This window comes from Achromobacter agilis (assembly GCF_900496965.1).
Classification (GTDB): domain Bacteria; phylum Pseudomonadota; class Gammaproteobacteria; order Burkholderiales; family Burkholderiaceae_B; genus Achromobacter; species Achromobacter agilis.
In genome coordinates, this window is sequence record NZ_UFQB01000004.1 from 284,757 (window position 1) to 307,570 (window position 22,814).

Annotated in this window: 21 protein-coding genes and 1 tRNA gene; 12 read left to right on the forward strand and 10 right to left on the reverse strand. The window is 66.4% G+C overall.

Annotated features, from left to right (window positions below):
- Nucleotides 1-5: 5 nt before the first annotated feature.
- The 3 genes from AGI3411_RS07150 to AGI3411_RS07160 form a co-directional block, all read right to left on the reverse strand.
- Nucleotides 6-1,598, reverse strand: a complete 1,593-nt coding sequence (locus AGI3411_RS07150; RefSeq protein WP_129526695.1) for an ABC transporter substrate-binding protein — start codon at nucleotides 1,596-1,598, stop codon at nucleotides 6-8.
- Between the two features lie 90 nt (nucleotides 1,599-1,688).
- Nucleotides 1,689-2,969, reverse strand: coding sequence for an aspartate aminotransferase family protein (locus AGI3411_RS07155; protein WP_129526696.1), 1,281 nt, complete (start codon nucleotides 2,967-2,969; stop codon nucleotides 1,689-1,691).
- Nucleotides 2,970-3,025: 56 nt separating this feature from the next.
- Nucleotides 3,026-4,129, reverse strand: coding sequence for a phosphotransferase (locus AGI3411_RS07160; RefSeq protein WP_244240279.1), 1,104 nt, complete (start codon nucleotides 4,127-4,129; stop codon nucleotides 3,026-3,028).
- A gap of 220 nt (nucleotides 4,130-4,349) precedes the next feature.
- Between AGI3411_RS07160 and AGI3411_RS07165 the strand changes: the two genes are divergently transcribed.
- Nucleotides 4,350-5,144: a GntR family transcriptional regulator gene (locus AGI3411_RS07165; RefSeq protein WP_244240271.1), complete on the forward strand. Its 795-nt coding sequence runs from the start codon at nucleotides 4,350-4,352 to the stop codon at nucleotides 5,142-5,144.
- 226 nt (nucleotides 5,145-5,370) lie between these two features.
- Here AGI3411_RS07165 and AGI3411_RS07170 read toward each other — a convergent pair.
- A tRNA-Lys gene (locus AGI3411_RS07170) sits at nucleotides 5,371-5,446 on the reverse strand.
- 152 nt (nucleotides 5,447-5,598) lie between these two features.
- The gene (locus tag AGI3411_RS07175; protein ID WP_129526698.1) at nucleotides 5,599-6,345 is read right to left on the reverse strand and encodes a 3-oxoacyl-ACP reductase family protein; all 747 of its coding nucleotides are present in this window, start codon (nucleotides 6,343-6,345) and stop codon (nucleotides 5,599-5,601) included.
- A 116-nt stretch (nucleotides 6,346-6,461) separates the two neighbouring features.
- On the opposite strand from AGI3411_RS07175, the gene AGI3411_RS07180 reads away from it, so the two are divergent.
- Nucleotides 6,462-7,088, forward strand: coding sequence for a TetR/AcrR family transcriptional regulator (locus AGI3411_RS07180; protein ID WP_129526764.1), 627 nt, complete (start codon nucleotides 6,462-6,464; stop codon nucleotides 7,086-7,088).
- 11 nt (nucleotides 7,089-7,099) lie between these two features.
- Nucleotides 7,100-8,689, forward strand: coding sequence for a sensor domain-containing diguanylate cyclase (locus tag AGI3411_RS07185; RefSeq protein WP_129526699.1), 1,590 nt, complete (start codon nucleotides 7,100-7,102; stop codon nucleotides 8,687-8,689).
- 8 nt (nucleotides 8,690-8,697) lie between these two features.
- Here AGI3411_RS07185 and AGI3411_RS07190 read toward each other — a convergent pair whose 3' ends face one another.
- The gene (locus tag AGI3411_RS07190; RefSeq protein ID WP_129526700.1) at nucleotides 8,698-10,773 is read right to left on the reverse strand and encodes an AsmA family protein; all 2,076 of its coding nucleotides are present in this window, start codon (nucleotides 10,771-10,773) and stop codon (nucleotides 8,698-8,700) included.
- A gap of 350 nt (nucleotides 10,774-11,123) precedes the next feature.
- Between AGI3411_RS07190 and AGI3411_RS07195 the strand changes: the two genes are divergently transcribed.
- Nucleotides 11,124-13,049 carry an LTA synthase family protein gene (locus tag AGI3411_RS07195; RefSeq protein ID WP_129526701.1) on the forward strand — a complete coding sequence of 642 codons (1,926 nt, stop codon included), beginning with the start codon at nucleotides 11,124-11,126 and terminating at the stop codon, nucleotides 13,047-13,049.
- On the opposite strand, the gene AGI3411_RS07200 is transcribed toward AGI3411_RS07195, so the two are convergent.
- Nucleotides 13,033-13,638 (reverse strand): DNA-3-methyladenine glycosylase I, encoded by a 606-nt coding sequence (locus AGI3411_RS07200; RefSeq protein ID WP_129526702.1) that lies wholly within the window; start codon nucleotides 13,636-13,638, stop codon nucleotides 13,033-13,035. The genes AGI3411_RS07195 and AGI3411_RS07200 overlap by 17 nt on opposite strands.
- A gap of 216 nt (nucleotides 13,639-13,854) precedes the next feature.
- Between AGI3411_RS07200 and AGI3411_RS07205 the strand changes: the two genes are divergently transcribed.
- Nucleotides 13,855-14,316: a YkgJ family cysteine cluster protein gene (locus tag AGI3411_RS07205; RefSeq protein ID WP_129526703.1), complete on the forward strand. Its 462-nt coding sequence runs from the start codon at nucleotides 13,855-13,857 to the stop codon at nucleotides 14,314-14,316.
- A 140-nt stretch (nucleotides 14,317-14,456) separates the two neighbouring features.
- On the opposite strand, the gene AGI3411_RS07210 is transcribed toward AGI3411_RS07205, so the two are convergent.
- Complete coding sequence (locus tag AGI3411_RS07210) at nucleotides 14,457-15,236, reverse strand: helix-turn-helix domain-containing protein (protein ID WP_129526704.1); 780 nt, start codon at nucleotides 15,234-15,236, stop codon at nucleotides 14,457-14,459.
- A gap of 105 nt (nucleotides 15,237-15,341) precedes the next feature.
- Between AGI3411_RS07210 and AGI3411_RS07215 the strand changes: the two genes are divergently transcribed.
- The 3 genes from AGI3411_RS07215 (at nucleotide 15,342) to AGI3411_RS07225 (ending at nucleotide 16,633) form a co-directional block, all read left to right on the forward strand.
- Entirely contained in the window at nucleotides 15,342-15,782 is a 441-nt protein-coding gene (locus AGI3411_RS07215; RefSeq protein WP_129526705.1) for a ferric uptake regulation protein, read from the forward strand.
- Entirely contained in the window at nucleotides 15,779-16,198 is a 420-nt protein-coding gene (locus AGI3411_RS07220) for a hypothetical protein (protein WP_129526706.1), read from the forward strand. Before AGI3411_RS07215 ends, AGI3411_RS07220 begins: the two co-directional genes overlap by 4 nt.
- Nucleotides 16,199-16,345: 147 nt before the next feature.
- Nucleotides 16,346-16,633: a ClpX C4-type zinc finger protein gene (locus AGI3411_RS07225; RefSeq protein ID WP_129526707.1), complete on the forward strand. Its 288-nt coding sequence runs from the start codon at nucleotides 16,346-16,348 to the stop codon at nucleotides 16,631-16,633.
- A gap of 7 nt (nucleotides 16,634-16,640) precedes the next feature.
- On the opposite strand, the gene AGI3411_RS07230 is transcribed toward AGI3411_RS07225, so the two are convergent.
- A complete protein-coding gene (locus AGI3411_RS07230; protein ID WP_165359089.1) occupies nucleotides 16,641-17,552 on the reverse strand; it encodes a LysR family transcriptional regulator in 912 nt (303 codons plus the stop codon).
- Nucleotides 17,553-17,714: 162 nt separating this feature from the next.
- On the opposite strand from AGI3411_RS07230, the gene AGI3411_RS07235 reads away from it, so the two are divergent.
- The 4 genes from AGI3411_RS07235 to AGI3411_RS07250 are packed head-to-tail and all read left to right on the forward strand — an operon-like array spanning nucleotide 17,715 to nucleotide 22,162.
- Complete coding sequence (locus AGI3411_RS07235) at nucleotides 17,715-19,412, forward strand: sulfatase-like hydrolase/transferase (protein WP_244240272.1); 1,698 nt, start codon at nucleotides 17,715-17,717, stop codon at nucleotides 19,410-19,412.
- Entirely contained in the window at nucleotides 19,402-19,854 is a 453-nt protein-coding gene (locus AGI3411_RS07240) for a cupin domain-containing protein (RefSeq protein WP_129526710.1), read from the forward strand. The genes AGI3411_RS07235 and AGI3411_RS07240 overlap by 11 nt, the downstream gene beginning before the upstream one ends.
- Nucleotides 19,855-19,914: 60 nt before the next feature.
- Nucleotides 19,915-21,282 (forward strand): MFS transporter, encoded by a 1,368-nt coding sequence (locus AGI3411_RS07245; RefSeq protein ID WP_129526711.1) that lies wholly within the window; start codon nucleotides 19,915-19,917, stop codon nucleotides 21,280-21,282.
- Nucleotides 21,283-21,301: 19 nt separating this feature from the next.
- Entirely contained in the window at nucleotides 21,302-22,162 is an 861-nt protein-coding gene (locus AGI3411_RS07250) for an alpha/beta hydrolase (protein ID WP_129526712.1), read from the forward strand.
- Nucleotides 22,163-22,173: 11 nt separating this feature from the next.
- On the opposite strand, the gene ycaC is transcribed toward AGI3411_RS07250, so the two are convergent.
- Nucleotides 22,174-22,800: an isochorismate family cysteine hydrolase YcaC gene (ycaC, locus tag AGI3411_RS07255; protein WP_129526713.1), complete on the reverse strand. Its 627-nt coding sequence runs from the start codon at nucleotides 22,798-22,800 to the stop codon at nucleotides 22,174-22,176.
- Nucleotides 22,801-22,814: the final 14 nt, after the last annotated feature.

Below are 22,814 nucleotides of genomic sequence, written 5' to 3' on the forward strand. Positions count from 1 at the left end.
CCCGCTTACTTCTCGATGTAGGTCGTCGCGAAGCTTTCCGCCACGCCGATGGCGGACGTCGTCACGTTCTTGACCTTCTTGTTGGTAATCGTGGGGAAAGCCAGTTCGACCAGCCAGGCCGTCGGCGCATCCTTGGCCACCTGGCCGTAGGCCTGCGAATACAGCTGCTGGCGCTTGAGCGGATCGACTTCCTTCGCGGCGGCGACCAGCGCGGCGTCCACGTCCTTGTTCACATAGCCCGATGTGTTGGTGCCGTAGCCGCCCTTGTGGATGTTGTCCGAACGGTAGGTGCGATCCACGCCCAGCGCCGGATCCGAGTACTGGTACAGGTACTCGACCACGGAATCGAACTCCCAGTTGGAATAGCGGCGCGCCCAGCTGCCGGCATCGGTGCTTTCCAGCACCACGGCGACCCCCACCTTGGACAGCGAATTCTTGACGTACTCGGACACCTTATTCCAGGTGTCGCCGTATGGCAGACCCAGCAGCTTGATGCTGGCGCGCTTGCCGTTGGCGTCGGGCTTCAGGCCCATTTCGTCAAGCAGCGCGATGGCCTTCTTCGGGTCGTAGTCATAGCGCGGCAGCTTGTCGTCGTAGAAGCGCGTCACCGACGACACCGGGCCCGTGGCCGGGCGCGCGGCGCCAAAGAAAATGCGTTCGGCGATGAACTTGCGGTCGATGGCGTACTGGATGGCCTGGCGGAAACGCGCATCGTCCAGCGGCTTGGTGCGATGGTTGAGCTCGATCGCGGCGTGCGAGCCGGTGAACTCGTAGCCCTGGGTCGTCACTTCCAACTGCGGATTGGCCTTGATCTGCGGCAGGAAGGCGAAGTCGATGTCGCCAAAGCTGGCCACCTGCACCGAGCCGCTTTCCAGCGCCACCAGGCGCGAGTTTGCGTCCGGAATCACCTGAAAGTAGATCTTGTCCAGGTACGGCAGGTTGGGACGCCAGTATTTGTCGTTGCGCTCCAGCAGCACGAAGCGGCCGCGCTGCCATTCCTTGAACTTGAACGGCCCGGTGCCGATCGGCGTCTGGTTGGCCGGGTTGTTGCGGAAGTCCGTACCCTTGTAGATGTGGGCCGGCACGATGGGCGCGGACGACACCTCGAAGGCGTTGATGAACGGCGAGTACGGCTCCTTGAGCGTGATGACGACAGTCAGCGGACCGGTCTTCTCGATGCTCGCCACATGGCTGAGGTTGTTGCGCGCGCGCGCATGCACCTCGGGCAGGTATTCCTTGAGCGAGAACAGCACGTCATCGGCGCCGAACGGCTTGCCGTCGTGCCAGGTCACGCCTTCCTGCAGCTCGAAGGTATAGGTCAGGCCGTCGGGCGATACCGTCCACGACTTGGCCAGGCTGGCCTGGGGATTGAGCTTGAAATCATAGGTCAGCAGGCTCTCATAGATTTTGCCGCCGACGATTTGGGTAGGCGTCTGCTGGTTCAGGCCCAGCATCAGAATGGGCGGCTCGGGATTCAGGATGACGTTGAGCGTGCCGCCATGCGTCTGCGCCATGGCTGACGCGCCTGCCCCGATGGCGGCTGCGCCCGCCAGCAGGACATTCAGTGCGGTTTTCCTGAAGAACATAGTGTTGCGCATGATGATTCCCTTGCGTATTCGACGTGGTGGAGTGGGACCGGTCTTCTCTTGTGTAGCGTCTTGTTGTCTTGGTGTCTTGTTGGCGGTTGCTTAGCGCATCGCCATGCGGCACTGCTCGTCCAGCGCCGCGGCCAGGATGCCGGCATGTTCAGGCTGGAACACCAGCGGTGGACGGATCTTGAGCGTGGAGGCATTGCGGCCGGCCGTGCCCAGCAGCACGCCGGACTGGCGCAATCCGTTGACGATCCGTTGGGTCAGGCGGGCGGCATGCGCCGCATCTCCATCGGGCGCGACGATATCGACGCCCCAGTACAGGCCCTGCCCGCGCACCGCGCCCAGGCAATCGTGGCGCTGCGCCAGATCGTCCAGCGCCTGCGCCATCACCTGGCCGGTGCGCTCGACATGGGCCGGCGCATCCAGGCGCGCCAACTCGTCCAGCACGGCCAGCCCGACGGCCGACGACACGGTGTTGCCGCCGAACGTATTGAAATACCGGCACTGCCGGCCGAAGACCTCGACCAGGCGCGATTGCGCAACCAGGCCGCCGATCGGATGTCCGTTGCCCATGGGCTTGCCCATGGACACCATGTCCGGGATCACGCCGTCGCGCTGAAAGGCCCACCAGTTGGCGCCCATGCGGGCAAAACCGCCCTGCACTTCGTCGGCGATGAACAGCCCGCCCCGGGCGCGCACGCGCTCGGCCGCCAGGGTCAGCGCTTCGCTGGGATCGGCGTACATGCCGTCGCTGGCGAATACGGTGTCGACCATGAGCGCGGCCACCGGCGTGCCGGCGGCTTCCAGCTCGTCGGCCGCCGCGTCCACGCTGGCGGCGAACTGCGCCGCGACCGCTTGCGGCGTGCCCTCCAGGAGGCAGGGCGCCGGAATCGTGCGCACGTGCGCGCCGACGGGACGCAGCGACGGCGACACGTCGGCCAGCGCCATCGTCACGCCATGGTAGGCATTGGCGGTAACGATCACGCCCCGCCGCCCCGTCGCCTCGAAGGCGATGCGCAGCGCCAGGTCATTGGCCTCACTGCCCGTGCAGGTAAACATGGCGGTGTCCAGCGCGTCCGGAAACAGCGCCAGCAAACGCTCGGCGTAACGCACCACGCCGTCGTGGAGATAACGCGTGTGCGTGTTCAGCACCGATGCCTGCCGCGACAGCGCCTCAACCACCGCGGGGTTGGCATGGCCGACCACCGGCACGTTGTTGTAGGCATCCAGGTAGCGGCGCCCCGACGCGTCGTACAGCCATACGCCCTCGCCGCGCACCAGTTCCACCGGCTCTTCGTAGAACAACCGGTAGGCCGGCCCCAGCGCCTTGCGCCGCGCCAACAGATCTTGCTGCGTCTGGTTGCTGTTCACTGTCATCGCATGTCCTTCGCTCGATTCTTGCGCTGCCTTGCGCAGCTCCATGCAGGGCGCGCTCAACGCGCGCCCTGGCTCCATTCGTCGTACAGCTCGTTGAACAACGCCGTCGCCGCCGCCCGGCTGCGCAGGATGTAGGCGCCGTTGCCGGGAAAACGCAGGGCGCGCCAGGACGGAATCGCCATGCGCTGCACCAGCCGGGCCAGCACCAGATCCAGCACGCGGCGCCGCTCCTGCGGCGTCAGCGGCGACACCGACTCGTAGCCCGCCACCACGGCCGACAGCACGTCCAGCGGATTGCCGGCAGCCGTCATCTGGTAGGACGCGGCGATGGCGATCTCGGCGATGCGCGGCGCATGGACCATGTCGCCGAAGTCCAGAATGCCCGCCAGGTCCGTGCCCGCCTCATTCACCAGGATGTTGCTGGGCGACAGATCGTTGTGAATGATCTGGCTGGGCAGCGCCGCCAGCGCCGGCACGACGTCCTGCTCGAACACGTCCAGATAGGCCGCGATGCGCGCCCGTTCGTCCGGAGACTCGACCGCCCCCAGCATCGGCCGCACCCGCGCCACCTGGCAGGCATCCCACAGGAACAGGCGATGCGCCGCCGGATGCTCGAAGTCGGCAAGCTGGACGTCCAGCAGCCCCGCCGCCCTGCCCACCGCATGCCAGGACTGCGGCCCGGCCGCCATGGCCGTTCCTGCCCGGCCGGGCAGGTAGCCATAGGCGCGCACCCTCACCGGTCCAGCAACCGCAGGCACGAGAAAATCCAGCCAATCCTGCGCCATCGCGCCGTCGTCGCAACCCGGCCTGAGATCCGAATCCGCTGCCAGTCCCGCCGCGTCGGCGGGCTGGTGATGCGGCGCCCGCACCGGGCCCATGCCGCTGCGGCGCGCTTCGAGGTGCTTCAACACCGCGATCTGCATGCGCGTCTCATCCAGGCTTTCCGCGCCGTTGATGAACTTCAGCGTCAGCGACTCGCCGTCCGCCCGGCTGATCCGGAAATTCATGTCGCGCTCGCCCGACAGCGGTGCGCACTGCGCGTAACCCGGGTAGCAGGCCCTGGCCACACGCTCGGCATCCTCCTGCCGGACCGGGGGAGGCGAATTGACCAGCAGGGCGTCCACCGGATCTTCCATGCCGGCGGCGGCATTCGACAGCATCACGAGATATTCCGAATTAAATATTTGATGCATCATGCATCAAAAATCAGAAATGACGACATCGGTGTAATCCCGAAGACGGGAAATCCCGGCAAAGCCCCTTCAGAAGCGTGGTTTTGCCTATAAGGCTGATAAAGTAGGGCGTGGGCCGCGAGCCCGCCATCCGCCCGCCCGGGCAGACTTCTCCGTGGCGACCTTATGACTCTTGGCACGTACTTTGATGCATCATCCGAGCGCAAGCCCCTATTCCGACCCTAACGCCGACGCCCCCGCGCCGCCGCTGCAACCGCCGCAAGCAGAGGCCCGCTTCTCGGCCATGCAGTACGAAAGCATGGGCAACCGGGTCTACACCCGGATCTGCAGCGCCCTGATGGAAGGCCAGCTCCGGCCGGGAGACCGGTTGCGCATCCGGGAGCTGGCAGCAGAGCTGGGCACCAGCATCACCCCCGTGCGCGACGGCGTGCTGCGCCTCGTGCAGGATGGCGCGCTGGTCATGCGCAGCGCGCGCGACATCCGGGTAGCCGAAGTCACCCTGCCCGAATACCTGGAAATCCGCGACATCCGCCTGGAACTGGAGGGCATGGCCGCCGCGCGCGCCGCCGAAGTCGCCACGGCCGACGACATCGCGCGCATGGAAGCCCTGATCGCGCAGAACGAACAGGCCCTTGCCGCCGGCGACGTCCTCGCCGCCATCAGCCTGAACCAGCACTTCCATTTCGAATACTGTCGCATCGCCAACATGCCGGTGCTCCTGAGCATCCTGGAACGGCTATGGCTGAAGATGGGCCCGTTGATCGCCCAGTGCTATACGGCGGGCGGGCGCGACATGATCGACGGCCACTACTCCCTGCTGACGGCCATGCGCAACCGCGACAGCCAGGCCGCCCGGGTCGCCGTCCAGACGGATATCCTTTCCGGCGGGCAAGTGATCCTGGAGCTGAAGAAGCGCTCAGCGCAGGCCGCCCAAAGTGCCGGTGCCGCGCAAGCGGCAAAACCGGCGCGGCCGTCGACGTGAAGACAATGAAATAGCGGCTGGCCGAGCGGATCGGCCGCCGGCCAGCCAGCGCCTCATGGCATGAAGCGCCTTGCGATGCGCGCCACGACGTTCGCCAGAAGTGCGCTGGCCGCCGCAGCAACGAAGCAGGCTTGACGCCGCTGCGCGACAACAACGCGAGCAAGGCGCCGGAAAACAAAAAGCCCACCGAAAACGGTGGGCTTTTTTCTGGTGCTACCAGGAATTCTGGTGGGCTGTGAGTGGCTCGAACACTCGACCTACGGATTAAGAGTCCGCTGCTCTACCAACTGAGCTAACAGCCCTTAGCAATGCACGCAATCCCGATTTGCTTTGCTGCGCTTTTACTGCCGGCGCCGCTGCGTTTCGTTATGTGTGTAGTGCGAAGAAGCAAGATTATATGTAGCTTTTTTGGTTTGTGCAAGTCGCGTGCAAAAAACTTTCGATACGCCCCGCATCAAGCGGCGAAGCCGCCGTCCACGGCCAGGCTCGCGCCCGTGATGTAACGCCCTTCGGGGCCGGCCAGGAAGGCGACCATGCCAGCGATGTCGCGGGGTTCGCCATAGTGCGGCAAGGACAGCACCGCGACCATATCCCCCGCCCGTTCACCGTCGGCGGGATTCATGTCGGTGTCGATCGGACCGGGATGCACGACGTTGGCGGTGATGCCGCGCTCGCCCAGGTCGCGGGCCAGGCCTTGTGTCAGGCCGACCAGCGCTGCCTTGCTTGCGGCATACAGCGCCACGCCCGGGCGGCCGGCACGGGCCGCCAGGCAGCTGCCGATATTGATGATGCGGCCGCCGTCCGGCATGGATGCCTGCGCCGCCTGGATCGCGACGAACGGCGCGCGGACGTTGATGTCCATTGTCCGCTCGTAGTCGTCCAGGCTGGCGCCGCCGATGGGGCCCGCGATAAAAACGCCCGCGTTGTTGACCAGCACGTCCACCGGCCCAAGCTCGGCAACGGCGTGTTCGACCGCGCGGCGGACGGCGGCGGCGTCCATGGAGTCGGCCTGGATAGCGCGCGCGCGGCGGCCGCCGGCGGACAGCTCCTGCGCCAGCGCCTGCGCGCCGGCGGCTGAAGACTCGCTCACATAAGTGAACGCCACGTCGGCGCCATCGGCCGCCAGGCGGCGCACGATGGCCGCGCCGATGCCTCGACTGCCGCCGGTGACGAAAGCAACTTTCCCAGTCAGGTTTTGCATGGTTGAACTCATATTTGTAGTGATCAGTACAAATATATTCGCCGAGACTGGCCTCGCGCGTCAATTGTTTTTTTAGCGATCAACACAAAATTCACGCCACAGGTAAAATCATGGCCATGGCAGAACGTGGGCGCCCCCGGAACTTCGACCGAGCCCAGGCCTTGCGCAAGGCCATGGATGTGTTCTGGTCGAAGGGATATGAAGGAGCATCGCTGACCGATCTGACGGAAGCGATGGGCATCAACTCGCCCAGTCTTTATGGCGCCTTTGGCTCGAAGGAAAGCCTGTTCCGCGAAGCCGTGGAGCTCTACCGCGACACCGAAGGCGGCTCGGGCAGGCGCGCCCTCGAGGACGCCCCCACCGCGCGAGAAGGCATCCAGTCGATGCTGCTGGCTTCGGCCGAACGCTTCACCGCTCCCGGCCATCCGCCCGGCTGCATGATCGTGCTGGGCGCGCCCTCGGGCTGCGTGAACCACGCCAGCGTGGGCGACTTCCTGGGCGACAACCGCCGCGAAATGCAAAGCCGGATCCTGGCTCGCCTGCATGCCGGCGCCGCCAACGGCGAGCTGCCTGCCGGCGCCGACCTCAAGGGCCTTGCCGCGTTCTACACCACCGTGCTGCACGGCATGTCGATCCAGGCGCGCGACGGCGCGACTCGCAAGACCTTGCAGGCCGTGGCCAGACAGGCGATGTGCGCCTGGGATGCGTTGGCCGGGGCACTGCCGGACCACGCCCGCCCCTGACGGACCACTGCATGTTCCGCATCGACCTGCGGCGCCTCATCCTGTGGATCAGCCTGCTGTCGATCATCCTGGTGCTGGCAGGCGGCCTGCATGCCAGCTCTCTCGTGCAGCGCGACCTGCTGCTGCGCAACGCGCTGGAGGTCAACCGGGTCTATGCGTCCAAGCTGGCCAGCGCAAGCGACTCGTTCCTGACCGACCTGCAGCGCTACCTGGCATACAGCGCGGACATGCTGTCCGACATGGAAAGCCACCCGGAACACATGAGCGCGGAGACTCGGCGCCAGGAACGGCAGCTGGGCCATTTCAATTCCAGTTTCGTCGTATCGCCGCAAGGCAAGGTGCTGGCCGAGCCCACGTCCTCGCCGCAGCTGCTGGGCCAGAACCTGCGCAGCAAGGCCTTCCGCAATGCGTTGACGGCCAGGCAGCCCACCATCAGCGAACCCTTCCAGACCCGCAGCGGCCTCTGGCTGATCCTGTACACCCATCCCATCTTTTCCCGCGATCAGCGCTATCTCGGCTATATCGCGGGCACGCTCTACCTGCACGGAGACAACGTGCTGGACCGGCTGCTCGGCGAGCACTTCTACCGCGACGACTCCGCGCTGTACGTCGTGGATCGCAACGGCACGCTCATCTATCACCCCGACGACGGCCGCCTGGGGCAGGCCAGCCCCGACAATGAAGCCTTCGCCTCGGCCCGTCGCGGCGAAACCGGCGAAATGCGCTACACCGACGGCCAGGGCCGCGACATGCTCGCGGGCTACGCGCCAGTGCCGAGCACCGGCTGGAGCATCATCGCGCAGCGCCCCGTCGACACTACGCTGCAGCCTCTGAACGCCCTGCTCATGGCCACCGCCAGCAACACGCTGCCGCTGCTGCTGCTTTCCGTGGCGTTCATCTGGCTGCTGTCGCGCTGGATCGCCCGGCCGCTGGGCGAGTTGGCCAGCATCGCCAAGCACATGCAGAACCCGGATTCCGCGGACCGGATCCGCAACGTGCGCTCGTGGTATTTCGAAGCGGCGCAACTCAAGCGCGCGCTGCTCATGGGGCTGGCCTCGCTGCACCACAAAATCCGCGACCTGCGCCGCGAAACCACGACGGACACCTTGACCGGCCTGTTGAACCGGCGCGGCCTGGACGAGGCGCTCGCGCTGCTGCAGGCCGAGGACGAACCGGTGGCGATCGTGGCCATCGACATTGACCATTTCAAGACCATCAACGACCGCTACGGCCACGCCGCCGGCGACCGCGCGCTGCAGATGCTGGCAATGCTGATGAGCGAAGGCTCCCGAAGCGGCGACACGCTGGCGCGCGCCGGCGGCGAAGAATTCGTCATGCTGCTGCCCGGCGCGCCGATGGCGGCCGCGATCGCCATTGTCGAACGCCTGCGCCTGCGGATGGCCTCGCAGCACGGTGTGGCGCCCGCCCCCATCACTATTTCGGCGGGCGTGGCGGCCTATCCGGAACATGGCGCGACGCTGGACGCCGTCTACCAGCGCGCGGACCAGGCGCTCTACTACGCCAAAAACCATGGCCGCAACGTCGTCTGCGTCGCGGACGACAATACCCAGGCCGGTTCGCGGCTCGCCCCGCCGGCCTGAAGCCCCGCCTACTTCCTGGCCGGCGCCGGCGCCTTCGGGGGCTTGCGCATCTGCTCGAGCAGCGGGCCGCACGCGTTTTCGTCGGTGGTGCTGGGCGCGATCAGCGCCAGCAAGCCGGCCGCCGGGGTAAGCAGCACGCCCAGGGCCACCATCCCGGCGCCGCGCGCCGCCAGCGGCAATGCATGCACGCCCACGTCCGGCGAGCCGAAGGACCCCTGCACGTACAGCGGCGAACGCAGCGAGAAGATGCGAAAGCCCTTGCTGTCCGGCGTGATGTCCATATCCAGCGTCTCGTTCTTGAAGTCGGCCGTGCCGGTAATGCTGATCAGCGCGTTCTCGGTGTCGAACACGAAAACGCGCGGCGTCATGACGCCCTGCTTCATCTGCAGGTCGGCGGCGCCGCAATTGATCTTCACTTCGTCATCGCCGAACAGCTTGGACATGACGTAATTGCCGACATTCAGCCCCGCGATCTCCATCAGGCTGCGGCTGATCACGCCGTCGTTGACCAGCATCTTCACGTCACCCGTGGCCGTGCCCAGGAGCGCGGCCACGGAGTTGCCCGTGCCGCTCACGGCCATGTCGCCGTTCAATTCGCCCAGCGTCTTCTGCATGGCGGGCGTCGCGGGAAAGAGCTGCTTGAGCCGCAGGCGGCGCGCGTGCAATTCCACGCGGCCGGTCAGGAGCGTACCGGCGCCGTCCAGGCGGATCGTGGAGTTGATGCTTCCGCCCGCCATCCCGAAGCGCAGCGGATCCAGGGTCAGCTTGCCGTCCTGCAGCAGCACGTGCACGGAGAGGTCCGACAGCGGCAGCTTGCTGGCGTGCACGATGCGGCCGGCCTCCAGCGATACGTCGGCGTCCATGTCGCGCCAGCGGTCCGTGCGGAACGCCTGGGTGGGCAGCACCTTGCCGCCCTTGGGTTTGGCCGGCGCATCCTTGGCCTTGTCCGTTTCCGCTCCCGCGACCTTGCCGGAGGGCACGCCGATCAGCGGCCCCAGATCGGCCATGCGCAACTGCTTGGACGACAGTTTGCCGGTCAGCTTGGGCCGGGGCGCACCCAGGGCGAATGAAATGTCGCCGTGCAAGTCGCTGTTTCCAACCTTACCGTTGAACCCCTTGTAGTCGAACACGGCGCCGCCCGGATTGCGCAGCTTGGCGACCAGATGCCCGTCGGTGGAGTACGGAGGCGTATCCGGCAAGGTGACGCCGGTCAGCGGATACAGCTGGGCCATCGAGGCGCCGGACAGTTTCAGCCGCAGGTCGAGCGCCCCCAGGTTGACGGGGTCGGTCAAGGTGCCGGTGACCGCCGCGCGGGTCCCGCCGATCGTCACGTCCGCCTGCACCGGGAACGGTTGCCTGTCGTCCTGCAGGGCCAGCATGCCGCCGACCTTGCCTTCGCCCTTGGTGGCCAGGCCCTTGTACTTGCCCGCCACCTTCCAGCCGAACACGTAGTCGCGCGGCGCGGCCTTCGCGCCGTCTTCCTCCGCGAAGGCCGCGCCCGCCACGTCCGCGAACGGCACGGGCTTGCCCAGCGGATCCACCTGCACGGTCAGGTCCGCCTTGAGGATCTCGTCGACCAGCCCGACGCGGCCCTTGTCGAAACCGATTTCGTTGATATCGAGCACCCAGGGCGACGGCTCGCCGGTCTCGGGCAGCGTGAATTCCCAGTTCGCCCGGCCGTCCGCCAGCCGCTCCAGGTCGGCCGCCGGTTCGGTCAACTGGATCCGGCGGATGACCACGCGCTGGCGCAGCAGCGGCAACGGCGCGAGGCTGAACTCGCCGCGCTTGAGCGTAGCGAACTGGGGCGCCTTGGCCCAGGGCGCGTTGCCCACCGAGATATCGTTGGCGATGACGCGCGGCCAGGGCACCCAGGCCCGCCAGCCGCCCTCCTCCGGCTGCCGCGACCATTCGACGCTGAGGTCGCCGTTGATGGCGAACGGGCGGCCGATCGCGGCGCTGACCCGTTCGTTGAGCATGGGCTTGGCCCGATTCCAGTCGAAAGTGGCGATCCCCACCGCCAGCACCGCCACGAGGAGCACCGCTCCCCCTACAATCCCGATCGCTATTTTTCTTGAGCGCGTCATGGTTATGATCCTTGCCATTGCGGCCGGCGTACCGCGGCCGGCCATCGCTACCCTTAAAGGGTATCGCGGCACACCGTGCCGGCCGGGCGCGATGGCCCCATAATGTATGCGGATCTTTCCATGCCCATTCGCCCTGGCGGCGCCTTGCGGCGTGCCCCGCCCGGCGTTTTCTCAGCATGATGCGTGCCCGGCCGCGAGGCGGCCGGTTACAAAGCGAAATGGCTCCGTACGGCGAAATGCGGCAGGCACGCCGGCGCCGAGTGAATTTTCGACGCCGGCACGGTTCAAATGGCCGGACGCGAAAGACAACCGGCCCGTCACGCCGGATTGCTGAATAACCTGGAGGCCCGATGCGGCATTCGACCTTGATTTTCGTGGTGGCGGCATTTGCGCTGCTGACGCTCAGCCGCCTGGCGCTGGCCACCTGGCAGTTCAAGCGGGTGCGCAATGCCGGAGGGCTGCTGCCATTGTTGCTGGGCGGGTTGCGCATCGACGCGCACCAGATCGCCGTGCTGGCGGCGCTGCCTGCCGTGCTGTCGCCGCTGCTGGGGCATTTCCCGCTGGCCGCGACGCTGGCCGGCTACTGGTACCTGGCAGCATTCATCCTGCTGGCCTTCCTGGAAGTGGCCACACCGCCGTTCATCCTGGAATACGACAGCCGCCCCAACCGCCTCTTCGTCGAATACCTGAAGCATCCGCGCGAAGTCTCCGGCATGCTCTGGCGCGGCTACAAGACAGCGCTGGTGGGCGGCCTCGGCGTCCTGGCGCTTATTGGCTGGGGAGCCTATGGCCTGTTCGGCGACGCCCGGCCGGACGCGCAGCTCGTCTGGTGGCAGATGCCGATCGCCAGCGTGGCGATCCTGGCGATCGTCATCCTGGCCATCCGCGGCACCCTCGGCCATCGCCCGATCAACCCGTCCTCGGTGGCCTATTCCTCGGACGGCATGCTCAACACCCTGGCGCTGAATTCGCTCTACAACGTCTTCTATGCGGTCTACAGCATGAAGAACGAGAAGTCCGCCTCGGCCGTCTACGGCGGCATGGACGACGACAAGATGCACGAGCTGGTGCTGGCGCGGGCCGGCCTGCCCGTTACCCCCCCCAATCCGGAGTACCCCAGCCTGCACCGCCAGCCGGCCAGCCGCCAGACGGCGCGGCCGCTCAACCTGGTCATCATTCTGGAGGAAAGCCTGGGCGCGCAGTACAGCGCCGGACTGGGCGGCGCCGACCTGACGCCGGAGCTGGACGCGCTGGCGCGCGACGCCTGGACGTTCACCCGCGCCTACGCCACGGGCACCCGCTCGGTGCGCGGCCTGGAGGCGGTGGTCACCGGCTTCCTGCCCACGCCCGCGCAGGCCGTGCTGAAACTGCCCCGGTCGCAGCGGGGCTTCTTTTCGCTGGCCGACCTGCTCGGCCGGCACGGCTACCATTCGCGCTTCATCTACGGCGGCGAATCGCACTTCGACAATATGAAGGGTTTTTTCCTGGGTAACGGCTTCCGGGAAATCGTGGACCGCGCCGATTTCGTGGATCCGGCATTCGTCGGCACCTGGGGCGCCTCGGACGAAGACATGTTCAATCAGCTGGACCGGCTGCTGCGCGAAGATGCCGACCGGCCGACCTTCACGCTCGCCTTCAGCGTGTCGAACCATTCGCCGTGGGAATACCCCGCGGGCCGCATCCAGACCGATGGCAACCCAGCCACCGTGGAGAACACCGTCCGCTACGCCGACTGGGCGCTGGGCCGCTTCTTCGAGCGCGCCAAGGCCGCGCCCTACTGGGAGAACACTGTGTTCCTGATTGCCGCCGACCACGACTCCCGGGTCTTCGGCGCCAGCCTGGTGCCGGTACGGCACTTCCACATCCCCGCGGTGATCCTGGGCGCCGGCATCGAAGCGCGCCGCGACGACCGCCTGATCAGCCAGATCGACCTGCCGCCGACCCTGCTATCGCTGATCGGCGTGGACACCGAGCACCCGATGATCGGGCACGACCTGACCCGCAGCTCGCCCGGCCGGGCCATCATGCAGTACGACAACACCTACGGGTACCTGAAGGAAGACGAACTGCTGGTGCTGGCGCCCAACAAGACGCCGGTGCAGTACCGCTACACCGCGCCCGAAGACTACGCGCCCGCAACCCTGGACCCTGCCCTGGCCACCGAAGCGCTCGCGCATGCGCTGTGGCCCAGCTGGGCCTACCGGGAAGGACGCTATTGCCTGCCCGGAGCCGCCGTTGCGGACCCTACGAGCGGAACCGCTACGCCGGCCGCTTGAACACCTTGCGCGCTTTTTCGCTGGCGGCGCGGCAGTGGCAATCCGGGCTGTGATCGTTCACCATGCCAACGGACTGCATGAACGCATACACCGTGGTGGGGCCGACGAACTTCCAGCCCAGCTTCTTCAGCGCCTTGGACAGGGCCTCGGATTGCGCGGACGTTGACGCGCCATAGGTGGACGGCGCGCCGGGCGGAGCCTCGAAGCGCCACAGATAGGCGCCCAGCGAGCCTTCGCGCTGGATCATTTCCAGCGCCCGGGCCGCGTTGTTGACCATGGCTTCGATCTTGCCGCGATGGCGCACGATGCCGACGTCGGCCAGAAGCGCCTGCACCTCTTTTTCGCCGAACCGCGCCACCTTGGCGGGATCGAAACCGGCAAAGCCGCGCCGGAATGCGTCGCGCTTGGACAGGATGGTGCGCCAGCTCAGCCCGGACTGGAAACCCTCCAGGCAGAGCTGTTCGAACAGCGCCCGGTCGTCGGCTTCGGGGTAGCCCCATTCGGTATCGTGATAAGCCATGTACTCGGCGGACGTATCCACCCAGCCGCAGCGGGCGAGTCCGTCGGGGAATTCGGTCTTGGCGTTCAATTCAGGCTCCTGGGCCGCAATCGGGTGATCGATGCTACCCCAGCAACGTCCCCGAAAAAAGATAGGGCAGCCGAAAAAAATCCATAGCGGCCGCGATACCTATCCAGCTACTATTTGCGGCCCTGATCCCGCGCCGGCCCTGACCGCGCGCTCCGGCGCCTCTTGGGGCTTTGCGTACCTGCCGGGGCTGGACAGGTTTTCGCACAGCCGCGCGCCATGTCCCTGCTCGTCTCTTCTCTCGTCACCTTCGTCTCGCCCGCCGTCCTGGCAGGAGACGACCCGGCAGCCAACCCCTGCCTGGATTGCGGAGCATGCTGTTCGCACTTCCGGGTGTCGTTCTATTGCGGCGAACTGGCGGGCGAAAACGGCGGCCACGTGCCCGTGGAACTCGTCACCCAGCTGAGCCCGCTGCGGGCCTGCATGAAAGGCACCGAAACCGGCGGCGGCCGCTGCATCTCGCTGCGGGGAGAGCTCGGCCGGCCCGGCATCCACTGCGCCATCTACGACAACCGTCCGACACCTTGCCGGGACTTCGACATCTGGATGCCCGACGGCTCGCCCAACCCCGATTGCCAGCGCCTGCGGCTGCGCCTGGGGCTGGCGCCGGTGCCGCCGCGCCCGGACGCCGAGAACGACCCGCAAGGCCCGATGCATCCCAATCAGCCGGCCGCGGCCTGACCCGTCCGCGCAGACAACGCAGGACTGAAGCAGGTCTTCCCCGACGCTGCCCTGCCCTGGCGTCATGCCAGGCAAGTGGCTTGGGGCGATGTGTGAAACTGCCGGAACACCCTGAAAAACCGTAAAACCGGCAGCGTGCGTTATCCGCGCCCCGCCAGGTAGCGGGTGGGCGTGGCGCCGAACGCCGCCCGGAAGCTGCCGATGAACGCGCTGGTGCTCTCGTACCCCACCGACAGCCCGGCCTCGGTGACCGAGCCGCCGCGGCACAGCAGTTCCAGGGCACGCAGGAGGCGGGCCTGCTGGCGCCATTGCCCCAGCGTCACCCCCGTTTCTTGGCGGAACCGGCGCATCAGCGTGCGTGAGGACATATTGAGCCGTTGCGCCCATTCATCGATACCCGCGGTGTCGTCCGGCGTATCCAGCAGCGTGTGAGCCAGGTCCTGCAGGCGCGGATCGGCCGGCATGGGCAGGAGCACCGGCTCGTGTTCACGGTGCTTGAGTTCTTCCAGCAGCACGTCGAACAGCTGCGCTTGGTAGGCCGGCGGCACCGCCTCCGCGCCTGCCCCCGTGAAGCGGTCGATCAGGGCCTCGATCAGCTTGGACGACGGCCAGGACCGGCAGATGTCCGGCAAACGCCCGCAGACGTCCTGCCGCACGTACAGGAACGATCCGCGCGCCTCGCCGAACCACCGGGCCGCGTGCTGCACGCCGGGCGGAATCCAGCCCAGGCTGCCCGGCATCACCGTCCAGACCTCAGTGCCCGCCTGCACCACCACCAGCCCCTCGTGGACCAGCACCAGCATGCCCTCTTCATGGACATGCAAGGGCACGGCGATGCCTTTGGATTCGCGGCGTCCCTGGACGCTGAAAGGCGTCAGCAGGACGTCCGGCACGACGGGAGCGATGGCCACATGAAACATGGTTGGCAGGTTTGAGCTACTGATTGACGGTTTCCGAGAAGCGGAGCTTTTTGAAAATGTACATCATTCTCATCAGAGCCTCAGCCCCCCTGACGGAGAAACATCATGGATCACTCACTGTTGCGCCATGCCGGCATCAAGGCCACCTTCCCCCGGATGAAGATCCTCGACATCTTCTACCAGCATGCGGGCCTGCACATGAGCGCGGCGGACGTCTACCGCAGTCTCATTTCGGACCGCAGCAATATCGGCCTGGCCACGGTCTATCGCGTCATTACACAACTTGAAGGCATCGGCCTGCTCAAACGAACTCAGCTCGACGCGCACACCACCGTGTACGAGCTCAACGACAAAGGACACCACGACCACCTGGTCTGCACGCATTGCGGGCGGATCCTGGAGTCCAGCGATCCCGCCATGGCGCAACTGGTCAGGAAGATCGCCAAGCGCAGCGGCTTCCTGCTGGATTCCTACAGCCTGGTGCTCTACGGCGGCTGCGGCTGCCGGCAAGGCGCGCCTACCCCCTCTCACGGAGAATTCGAATGAACCGCGAACACTTTTTCTTCCACGACCTGTCCCAGTTTCCCATCGTCACCGCCCGGCATGGCGGCGCGCCCGAAGGCTACTCGGCCACCTGGATACGCGAAATGGAAATGCTGGTGGAAAATCCCCAGTCTTTCGTCATGGTCGTGCCCGACATGCGGCAAGAAGCCGGCCATGCCGACCGCAAGGCCATGATCGAGTGGCAGACAGCCAATATGCCGCGCCTGAAGGCCCGCTGCCGGGCGTTCATCGCGGTGGAAGGCGACGCGGACGCGCTGGACAAGATGCGCAAGCGCGGCGAGAAGATGACGCGCACGTTCGGCGTGCCTTTCCTGGCGGTCGCGACCACCGGCCAGGCGACGCAATGCGCCCGTGAATTGCTGGGCCAGGCCGGGCCGGGCGGCTTCGTCGTGAATTAGGCGTCGGCGTATCCGCGGCGCCGCCCGCGGCCTCATTTCCCGGATCGATCGGCTTAAGAGTTCGCGCGCCGCGCCGTTGTTCATGACAGGGCGCCGGCATTCGCGGCGTCCGCGTTCCCGCCAACCCGTAGATGAGCCGCCAGCCGCATGAACCGTGCCCTCGCTTGTATATTCTGCCGATCGACGCTCGCCCAAGGCGCGCCGCTGCTCGAGAAAAACGGCGCGGCCATCTGCAAGGGCTGTGTCGACAGCTTCTCGGCCCTGTTCGCCGAACGCGCCTGGGTCATGGCGGCAAGCCTCGAAGAGCAGCTGGACGTGCTGCTGGAGGAAAGCCAGCGCGCCCTCGCACACAGCGAATCCCTGTCCGAACGCGCCCGAAGCTGCGGCCTGAGCCTGAACGAACTGTCGGCCATGCCGGCGCGCAGGCTGTCCTGAGCGGCGCTCAGTGCGGCACGATGTTCCGCTGCGCCGCGGCTTCGGCGACGAAGGCATCCAGCAATCGCTGGGCCGGCACGGTCAATGGCGTGTCGGCCCGGTACAGCGCGTGGATGGTGGTGCTGCCCAGCGTGTCGGCAATCGGCAGTTCGATCAGGTCCATGGCAGGGCCATAGCGCTCGAAGAAGCCCTTGGGCATGATGCCAACCACGTCCAGCCTGGGCATCAGCGCCAGCAACGTGGCAAAAGACTCGCATTCGAGCCGCACCTGCGGACTGCGCTCCCCCGAGGGGTCGAAGCGCAGGTTGCGCGGATCGCCTGGGCCGCCCGCCGGGCCGGTCAATACCCAGTCGGCGTCAACCAGCTTCGCGAGCTTCTTCGCGCGCGCCAGCGGATGGCTGCGCCGCGCGGCGATGACGATATCGCTGTCGAATAGCGGCTGCACCAGCAGGTCCCGCCCCGCGCCGCCCGTCGGCAAAGGCCCCAGGGCCAGGTCCAGTTCTCCGGCGCGCACCTGTTCCAGCGCGCGCGGATAAAGCGTGTCGCGCACACACAGCCTGACCTGCGGCCACCTGACGCCGAAACGCTCTACCGCACCCGGCGCAAGCAGGATCGCGGCCACGGGGGAGACTCCGACCGTCACCTGCGCCTCGGCGTGCCGCAAGTGCCAGGCCACCTCCTCTCGTCCGCGCTCCAGTTCGCGCATCGCAGTGCCGGCCCGAGCCGCCAGCAATTCGCCTGCGGACGTCAACCGCACCCCCTTGGGCATGCGCAGCACAAGCGCCGTGCCGAATTCATCTTCCAGCTGACGCAAGGCCTTGGTCAGGGCTGGCTGCGTGACGTTCAGGATCTGCGCCGAAGCGCGCAGGCTGCCGGTTTGGGCGATGGCCAACAGCAGATGGAGGTGTTGCAGGCGCATGGACGGTCTCCGCGGAAGCGATAACCCATGGTAATCGACTAAGAAAAATGTGAAGCGATTTTTGCCGGACGGGCCTCTACGATCTGTCGAATCCGGCCTGGCCGGCGGCCAGCCAGGCAAGGCCGCAATCCCTTTCCACGGGAGCATCCATTGCAAAAGCGAGTGAAGAACGTCCTGTTCATCATGTGTGACCAGCTACGCGCCGATCATCTGTCCTGTTTCGGACATCCGACGCTCAAGACCCCGAATATCGACGGCCTGGCCGCGCGCGGCATGATCTTCGACAGGGCCTACGTCCAGTCCCCCGTCTGCGGCCCATCGCGCATGAGCTACTACACCGGCCGCTACGTGCACTCGCACGGGGCAAGCTGGAACTTCGTGCCGCTCAAGGCCGGGGAGATGACGATCGGCGACCATCTGCGGCCGCTGGGCGTGCGTTCGGTCCTGGTCGGGAAAACCCATATGCGCGCCGACCTTGCCGGTATGTCGCGGCTGGGTATCGACCCTGCCTCGCAGGTCGGAATGCGTATCGCCGAATGCGGCTTCGATTCCTACGAGCGCGACGACGGCATCCACCCCTACTCCGGCCATGATCCCGACCCCGCCTATAACGCCTACCTGCGCGAGCAGGGTTTCGATGGCGATAACCCGTGGGAAACCTGGGCAAACTCCACCGTCGAAGACGACGGCACGATACGTTCCGGCTGGTTCCTCAAATATTCGAATCGGCCCGCGCGCGTGCCGGACGAGCATTCCGAGACCCCCTACATCACGCGCCGCGCCATGGATTTCATCCGCGACGCCGGCGACCAGCCGTGGTGCCTGCACCTTTCCTACATCAAGCCACATTGGCCCTACATCGTCCCCGAGCCCTACGCCAGCATGTACGGGCCGGAAGACGCCCTGCCGGTGGTCCGTTCGGACGCGGAACGCCAGGATCCCCACCCCGTCTACGCGGCCATGATGGACCACCGCGTCTCGCGCACGTTCTCGCGGGACGGCGTCAGGGATGCGGTGATGCCCGGATACATGGGCCTGATCAAGCAGATCGACGACCAGCTGGGCGTCCTGTTCGCCTTTCTTGAAGCGCAGGGCCTCATGGACTCCACCATGATCGTCTTCACCAGCGATCACGGGGACTACCTGGGCGACCACTGGATGGGAGAAAAAGACCTGTTCCACGAGCCCGTCATCCGCGCGCCCCTGATCATCTACGACCCCGACGACCGCGCCGACGCCACGCGGGGCACGCGCTGCGACGCCCTGGTCGAGGCGGTGGACCTGGCCCCGACCTTCATCGACGTCTACGGCGGAGAGCCAGTTCCGCACGCGGTCGACGGCTGTTCACTGCGCCCATTGCTGTTCGGTCTGCGCCCCGCCGCCTGGCGCGAACACGTGGTCTGCGAATACGACTTCGCCTTCCAGGATTCGCGCATCGCGCTCGCCGCCAAGCCGCGCGACGCATGGATGCGCATGATTTCGGACGGCCGTTGGAAATACGTGCTGTTCGAGCGCTACCGGCCGATGCTGTTCGACCTGGCCGCCGACCCCAACGAATTCACGGATCTTGGCGCCTCGCCGGAACCGGAACATGCCGCCGCGCGCACGCGCCTGCACGAAGCGCTGTTCCGGTGGGCGCGGCAGCCACGCCAACGGGTCACGATCGCGGACGGCACCATCGAGTCCACCGAGATCCAGCCGCGCATCTCCGAAGGCGGCATTCTGATCGGCTATTGGGACGAGGCGGACCTTGCGCAAGCCCGCCAGTCCTTCAAGCCCCGCTTTGCATCCACCAACCCGCTGGTCAAGCCCACTCTCGACCGGCTGACCCACCCCCAAGGAGTCAAACATGATGATTGAAACCCCCGACATCACACGCACCCAGACAGGCATCGACGGCGTCTCGTGGAACATCCTCGGACAGGTCTACGTGCCCAAGCAGGTCAGCGGCGACAGCATCGCCTGGCATGCCACCTTTCCCGTCGAAACCTTCGTGCCACCGCACGTGCACCCGCAACAGGACGAATACATCTTCGTGCTCGACGGGCAGATCGACCTGCTGCTCGACGGCCGCAAGACTTCCGCCAGCACCGGCGACCTGGTGCGCATGCCCCGCGGCATATCCCACGCCTTCTTCAACAACTCGGGCAAGCCCGTCACCGCCCTGTTCTGGGCCGCGCCGGCCGGCAAGCTGCTCGAGCTCTACCGCCGCATCCACAACATGTCGAACCCGGCGGAGGTATCGCAGGTGGCGCGCGACTACGATGTCGTGTTCCTTCCTCCGGTCTCGGCCGCCGCCTAGCGCAAGACAGCGCGGCAGGCATGGACATCATCCCGGCTTGATAACCAGAGGTTCGATGCGATGAATACCTTGGCAGACAACAGCGTCGCGGTCGACGCGATGGACTCGGCGGCCGTGACGCGGCGCAAGGCATGGGGCGTTACCGTGATGCTTATGCTTTTCATGGTGTTGAATTTCGGCGACAAGGCCGTCCTCGGGCTGGTCGCCAAGCCGGCGATGGCCGATTTGGGGCTATCGCCGATAGCGTTCGGTTTCATCGGCAGCAGCTTCTTCTTCCTGTTCAGCCTGAGCGCGATCGCGGTCGGCTTCCTGGCCAATCGCGTTTCGAGCCGCTGGCTGATATTCGCGCTGACGCTCATCTGGGCCGCCGTCCAGTTCCCCATCCTGGCGGGCGGCGGCGCAACCGTGCTGCTCGTCTGCCGCATCATCCTGGGAGCCGGCGAAGGGCCCGCGCTGCCGATCGCCCTGCATGCCACGCACGGCTGGTTTCCTGCCGAAGACCGCGCCCTGCCCAGCAACCTGATCGCCGTCGGCCCGACCCTCGGCGCCGCGATCGCCGCCCCCGTGCTGTCCTGGGTCATCGCCGCGCCCGGACTCGGATGGCGCTGGGCCTTCGGCCTGCTCGGCATCGCCGGCCTGGCATGGGGCATCGCGTGGGCCTGTATCGGCAAGGATGGCCCCTACCGGCGCGGCCCCGGCGCCTGCGAGGGCGGCCACGTGACCAGCTCGGCCACCGAAAAACTCAGGTCCGTGCCGTTGGCGCGAGTGTTCCGCTGCAGGATGTGGCTCGTCGCCACGCTGGCGGGCTTCTCCTGTTTCTGGGCACAGGGCGCCATGACCACCTGGGTGCCGCAATACATTGGCGGCGTGCTCGGCGTCGAGGCCTCCCGGGTCGGCCTGGTCTACGCCCTGCCCTGGACCTTCGGCACGATCCTGCTCGTGGCGCTGGGCTTTGCCGGACGCCATCTCATGCGCAAAGGCGGCTCCGCCCACCTGGCCATCGCCGGATTGTTCGGCGCGTCCCTGGCCGTGTCGGGCGCGAGCCTGCTGTGGCTGCCGTACACGTCCGGGCCTCTGGCAATGGCCTTGACCACGGTCGGTTGGGGCGCATTCCTGGTGTTTCCGATGGCCCCGACGGCGGTTGCCTACGCCGTAAACCCTGGACAGCGGGCGGCCGTCATCTCTACCATGGTCGGCATCGCCTCGATCGGCGGCGTCATCGCTCCCGCGGTATTCGGTTGGCTGGTCCAGAAGGCCGGGTATATCGCGTCGGACAGCGGCCCGGGCGACCCGGCGTTGCTCGCGCAGGGCCTGAACGGCGCGTTCTCGCTCACCGGCCTGCTGCTGCTCGCCACCGGCCTGGCGGCGATGACGCTGATCAATCCCGAAAGCACCGCGGCCCGCTTACAGCGGCATGCAATCGAATAACCCAATGAATGTTCCGACCATGAGCGCTACTCCCTCCTCTGGCCCCGACGCCGACGCCGAATTCCAGTATGTCGCCGGGCAGGCCCGGCCGGCCTTCACGGCCTTGTTCGCGGAATTCGAAGCCCGCAGCGCCGCCGCCGTCCAAACCGAAGACTGCCAGCTCGATCTGGGCTATGGCCCAGGGCCGCGCCAGGCCTTCGATTTTTTCGCCGCTATCGGCCAGCCGCGAGGAACGCTGGTCTACTTCCATGCCGGCTATTGGCAATCGCGCGACAAGGCACCGTTCCGCTTCATCGCGCCGGCGTTCACCCGGCTCGGCCTGAACGTAGCCCTGGTCAACTATCCGCTCTGTCCCAGCGTGTCGCTGGGCCCACTGGTGGAAGCGGCCAGCGCGGCGATCGGACCGGTCGCCGCGCACGCCCGCGGCAGCGCGCCCGGCCCCTTGCCCATCATATTGTCCGGGCATTCGGCCGGCGGCCACATCGCCATCGAACTGGCCCTGGAAAGGGCAGGCAGGCCGCAGGAAGCAGCCATCGCCGGCGTCCTGGCGCTCAGCGGCGTCTACGACCTCGCGCCGCTGGTCGGCACCTCGTTGAACCGGAACCTGATGCTGGACGGCGCCAGCGCATGCGCGCATTCGCCGCTGCACCGGCTGAAGCCCGGTTGCCCGCCTGCCCTGTTCGCCGTGGGGCAGGACGAAACGCCCGCCTTCGTCGAGCAGAGCCGCCGCATGTACGAAGGCTGGCGGCAAGCAGGCAATGAAGCGGAGCTGGAAGTCACGCCCGGCGCCGATCATTTCAGCCTGCTGCAACAGCTCGCGGCAACCGACAGCGCGCTGTACCGCCGCGCCACCGGCCTGTTCGACACAGTCCTTGACTGAACAACCCAGCCTTACTTGCTGGCCTTGACGGTCGAATACGAGGCCATCAGGTTGCGGTAGTCGGGGATATGGTTGGCGAACAGCGTGCCCAGGCCTTCGATGTCATTGCGCCAGTCGCGATGCAATTCGCAAGCCACGCCAAACCAGCTCATCAGTTGCGCGCCAGCCTGCTCCATGCGGCTCCAGGCGGCATTGCGGGTCACTTCGTTGAAGGTGCCGGAAGCGTCGGTGACGACGAATACGTCAAAGCCTTCTTCCAGCGCCGACAGCGCAGGAAATGCCACGCACACTTCCGTGACGACGCCCGCGATGATCAGCTGCTTCTTGCCGGTGGCCTTGACCGCCTTGACGAAGTCTTCGTTGTCCCACGCATTGATGTTGCCGGGACGGGCGATGTAGGGCGCCTTCGGGAATTTGTCCTTCAGTTCCTGCACCAGCGGACCATTGGGTCCGTCTTCAAAGCTGGTGGTCAGGATGGTTGGCAGCTTGAAATAGTCGGCCAGGTCGGCCAGGGCCAGGACGTTGTTCTTGAACTGGTCGGGCTGGAAATCCCGCACCAGCGACAGCAGGCCGGTCTGGTGATCGACCAGCAGCACCGCGGCCTGGGTCTTGTCGAGTTTCACATAGGGCTTGGCCATGAATTTCTCCGGGA

Coding starts and splice junctions, on each gene's coding strand:
- ycaC (WP_129526713.1), bottom strand. CDS start 22,800: ATGGCCAAGCCCTATGTGAAACTCGACAAGACCCAGGCCGCGGTGCTG.
- AGI3411_RS07155 (WP_129526696.1), bottom strand. CDS start 2,969: ATGACAGTGAACAGCAACCAGACGCAGCAAGATCTGTTGGCGCGGCGC.
- AGI3411_RS07160 (WP_244240279.1), bottom strand. CDS start 4,129: ATGCTGTCGAATGCCGCCGCCGGCATGGAAGATCCGGTGGACGCCCTG.
- AGI3411_RS07150 (WP_129526695.1), bottom strand. CDS start 1,598: ATGCGCAACACTATGTTCTTCAGGAAAACCGCACTGAATGTCCTGCTG.
- AGI3411_RS07180 (WP_129526764.1), top strand. CDS start 6,462: ATGGCAGAACGTGGGCGCCCCCGGAACTTCGACCGAGCCCAGGCCTTG.
- AGI3411_RS07175 (WP_129526698.1), bottom strand. CDS start 6,345: ATGCAAAACCTGACTGGGAAAGTTGCTTTCGTCACCGGCGGCAGTCGA.
- AGI3411_RS07195 (WP_129526701.1), top strand. CDS start 11,124: ATGCGGCATTCGACCTTGATTTTCGTGGTGGCGGCATTTGCGCTGCTG.
- AGI3411_RS07185 (WP_129526699.1), top strand. CDS start 7,100: ATGTTCCGCATCGACCTGCGGCGCCTCATCCTGTGGATCAGCCTGCTG.
- AGI3411_RS07245 (WP_129526711.1), top strand. CDS start 19,915: ATGAATACCTTGGCAGACAACAGCGTCGCGGTCGACGCGATGGACTCG.
- AGI3411_RS07215 (WP_129526705.1), top strand. CDS start 15,342: ATGGATCACTCACTGTTGCGCCATGCCGGCATCAAGGCCACCTTCCCC.
- AGI3411_RS07225 (WP_129526707.1), top strand. CDS start 16,346: ATGAACCGTGCCCTCGCTTGTATATTCTGCCGATCGACGCTCGCCCAA.
- AGI3411_RS07250 (WP_129526712.1), top strand. CDS start 21,302: ATGAGCGCTACTCCCTCCTCTGGCCCCGACGCCGACGCCGAATTCCAG.
- AGI3411_RS07205 (WP_129526703.1), top strand. CDS start 13,855: ATGTCCCTGCTCGTCTCTTCTCTCGTCACCTTCGTCTCGCCCGCCGTC.
- AGI3411_RS07220 (WP_129526706.1), top strand. CDS start 15,779: ATGAACCGCGAACACTTTTTCTTCCACGACCTGTCCCAGTTTCCCATC.
- AGI3411_RS07165 (WP_244240271.1), top strand. CDS start 4,350: ATGCATCATCCGAGCGCAAGCCCCTATTCCGACCCTAACGCCGACGCC.
- AGI3411_RS07210 (WP_129526704.1), bottom strand. CDS start 15,236: ATGTTTCATGTGGCCATCGCTCCCGTCGTGCCGGACGTCCTGCTGACG.
- AGI3411_RS07230 (WP_165359089.1), bottom strand. CDS start 17,552: ATGCGCCTGCAACACCTCCATCTGCTGTTGGCCATCGCCCAAACCGGC.
- AGI3411_RS07240 (WP_129526710.1), top strand. CDS start 19,402: ATGATGATTGAAACCCCCGACATCACACGCACCCAGACAGGCATCGAC.
- AGI3411_RS07190 (WP_129526700.1), bottom strand. CDS start 10,773: ATGACGCGCTCAAGAAAAATAGCGATCGGGATTGTAGGGGGAGCGGTG.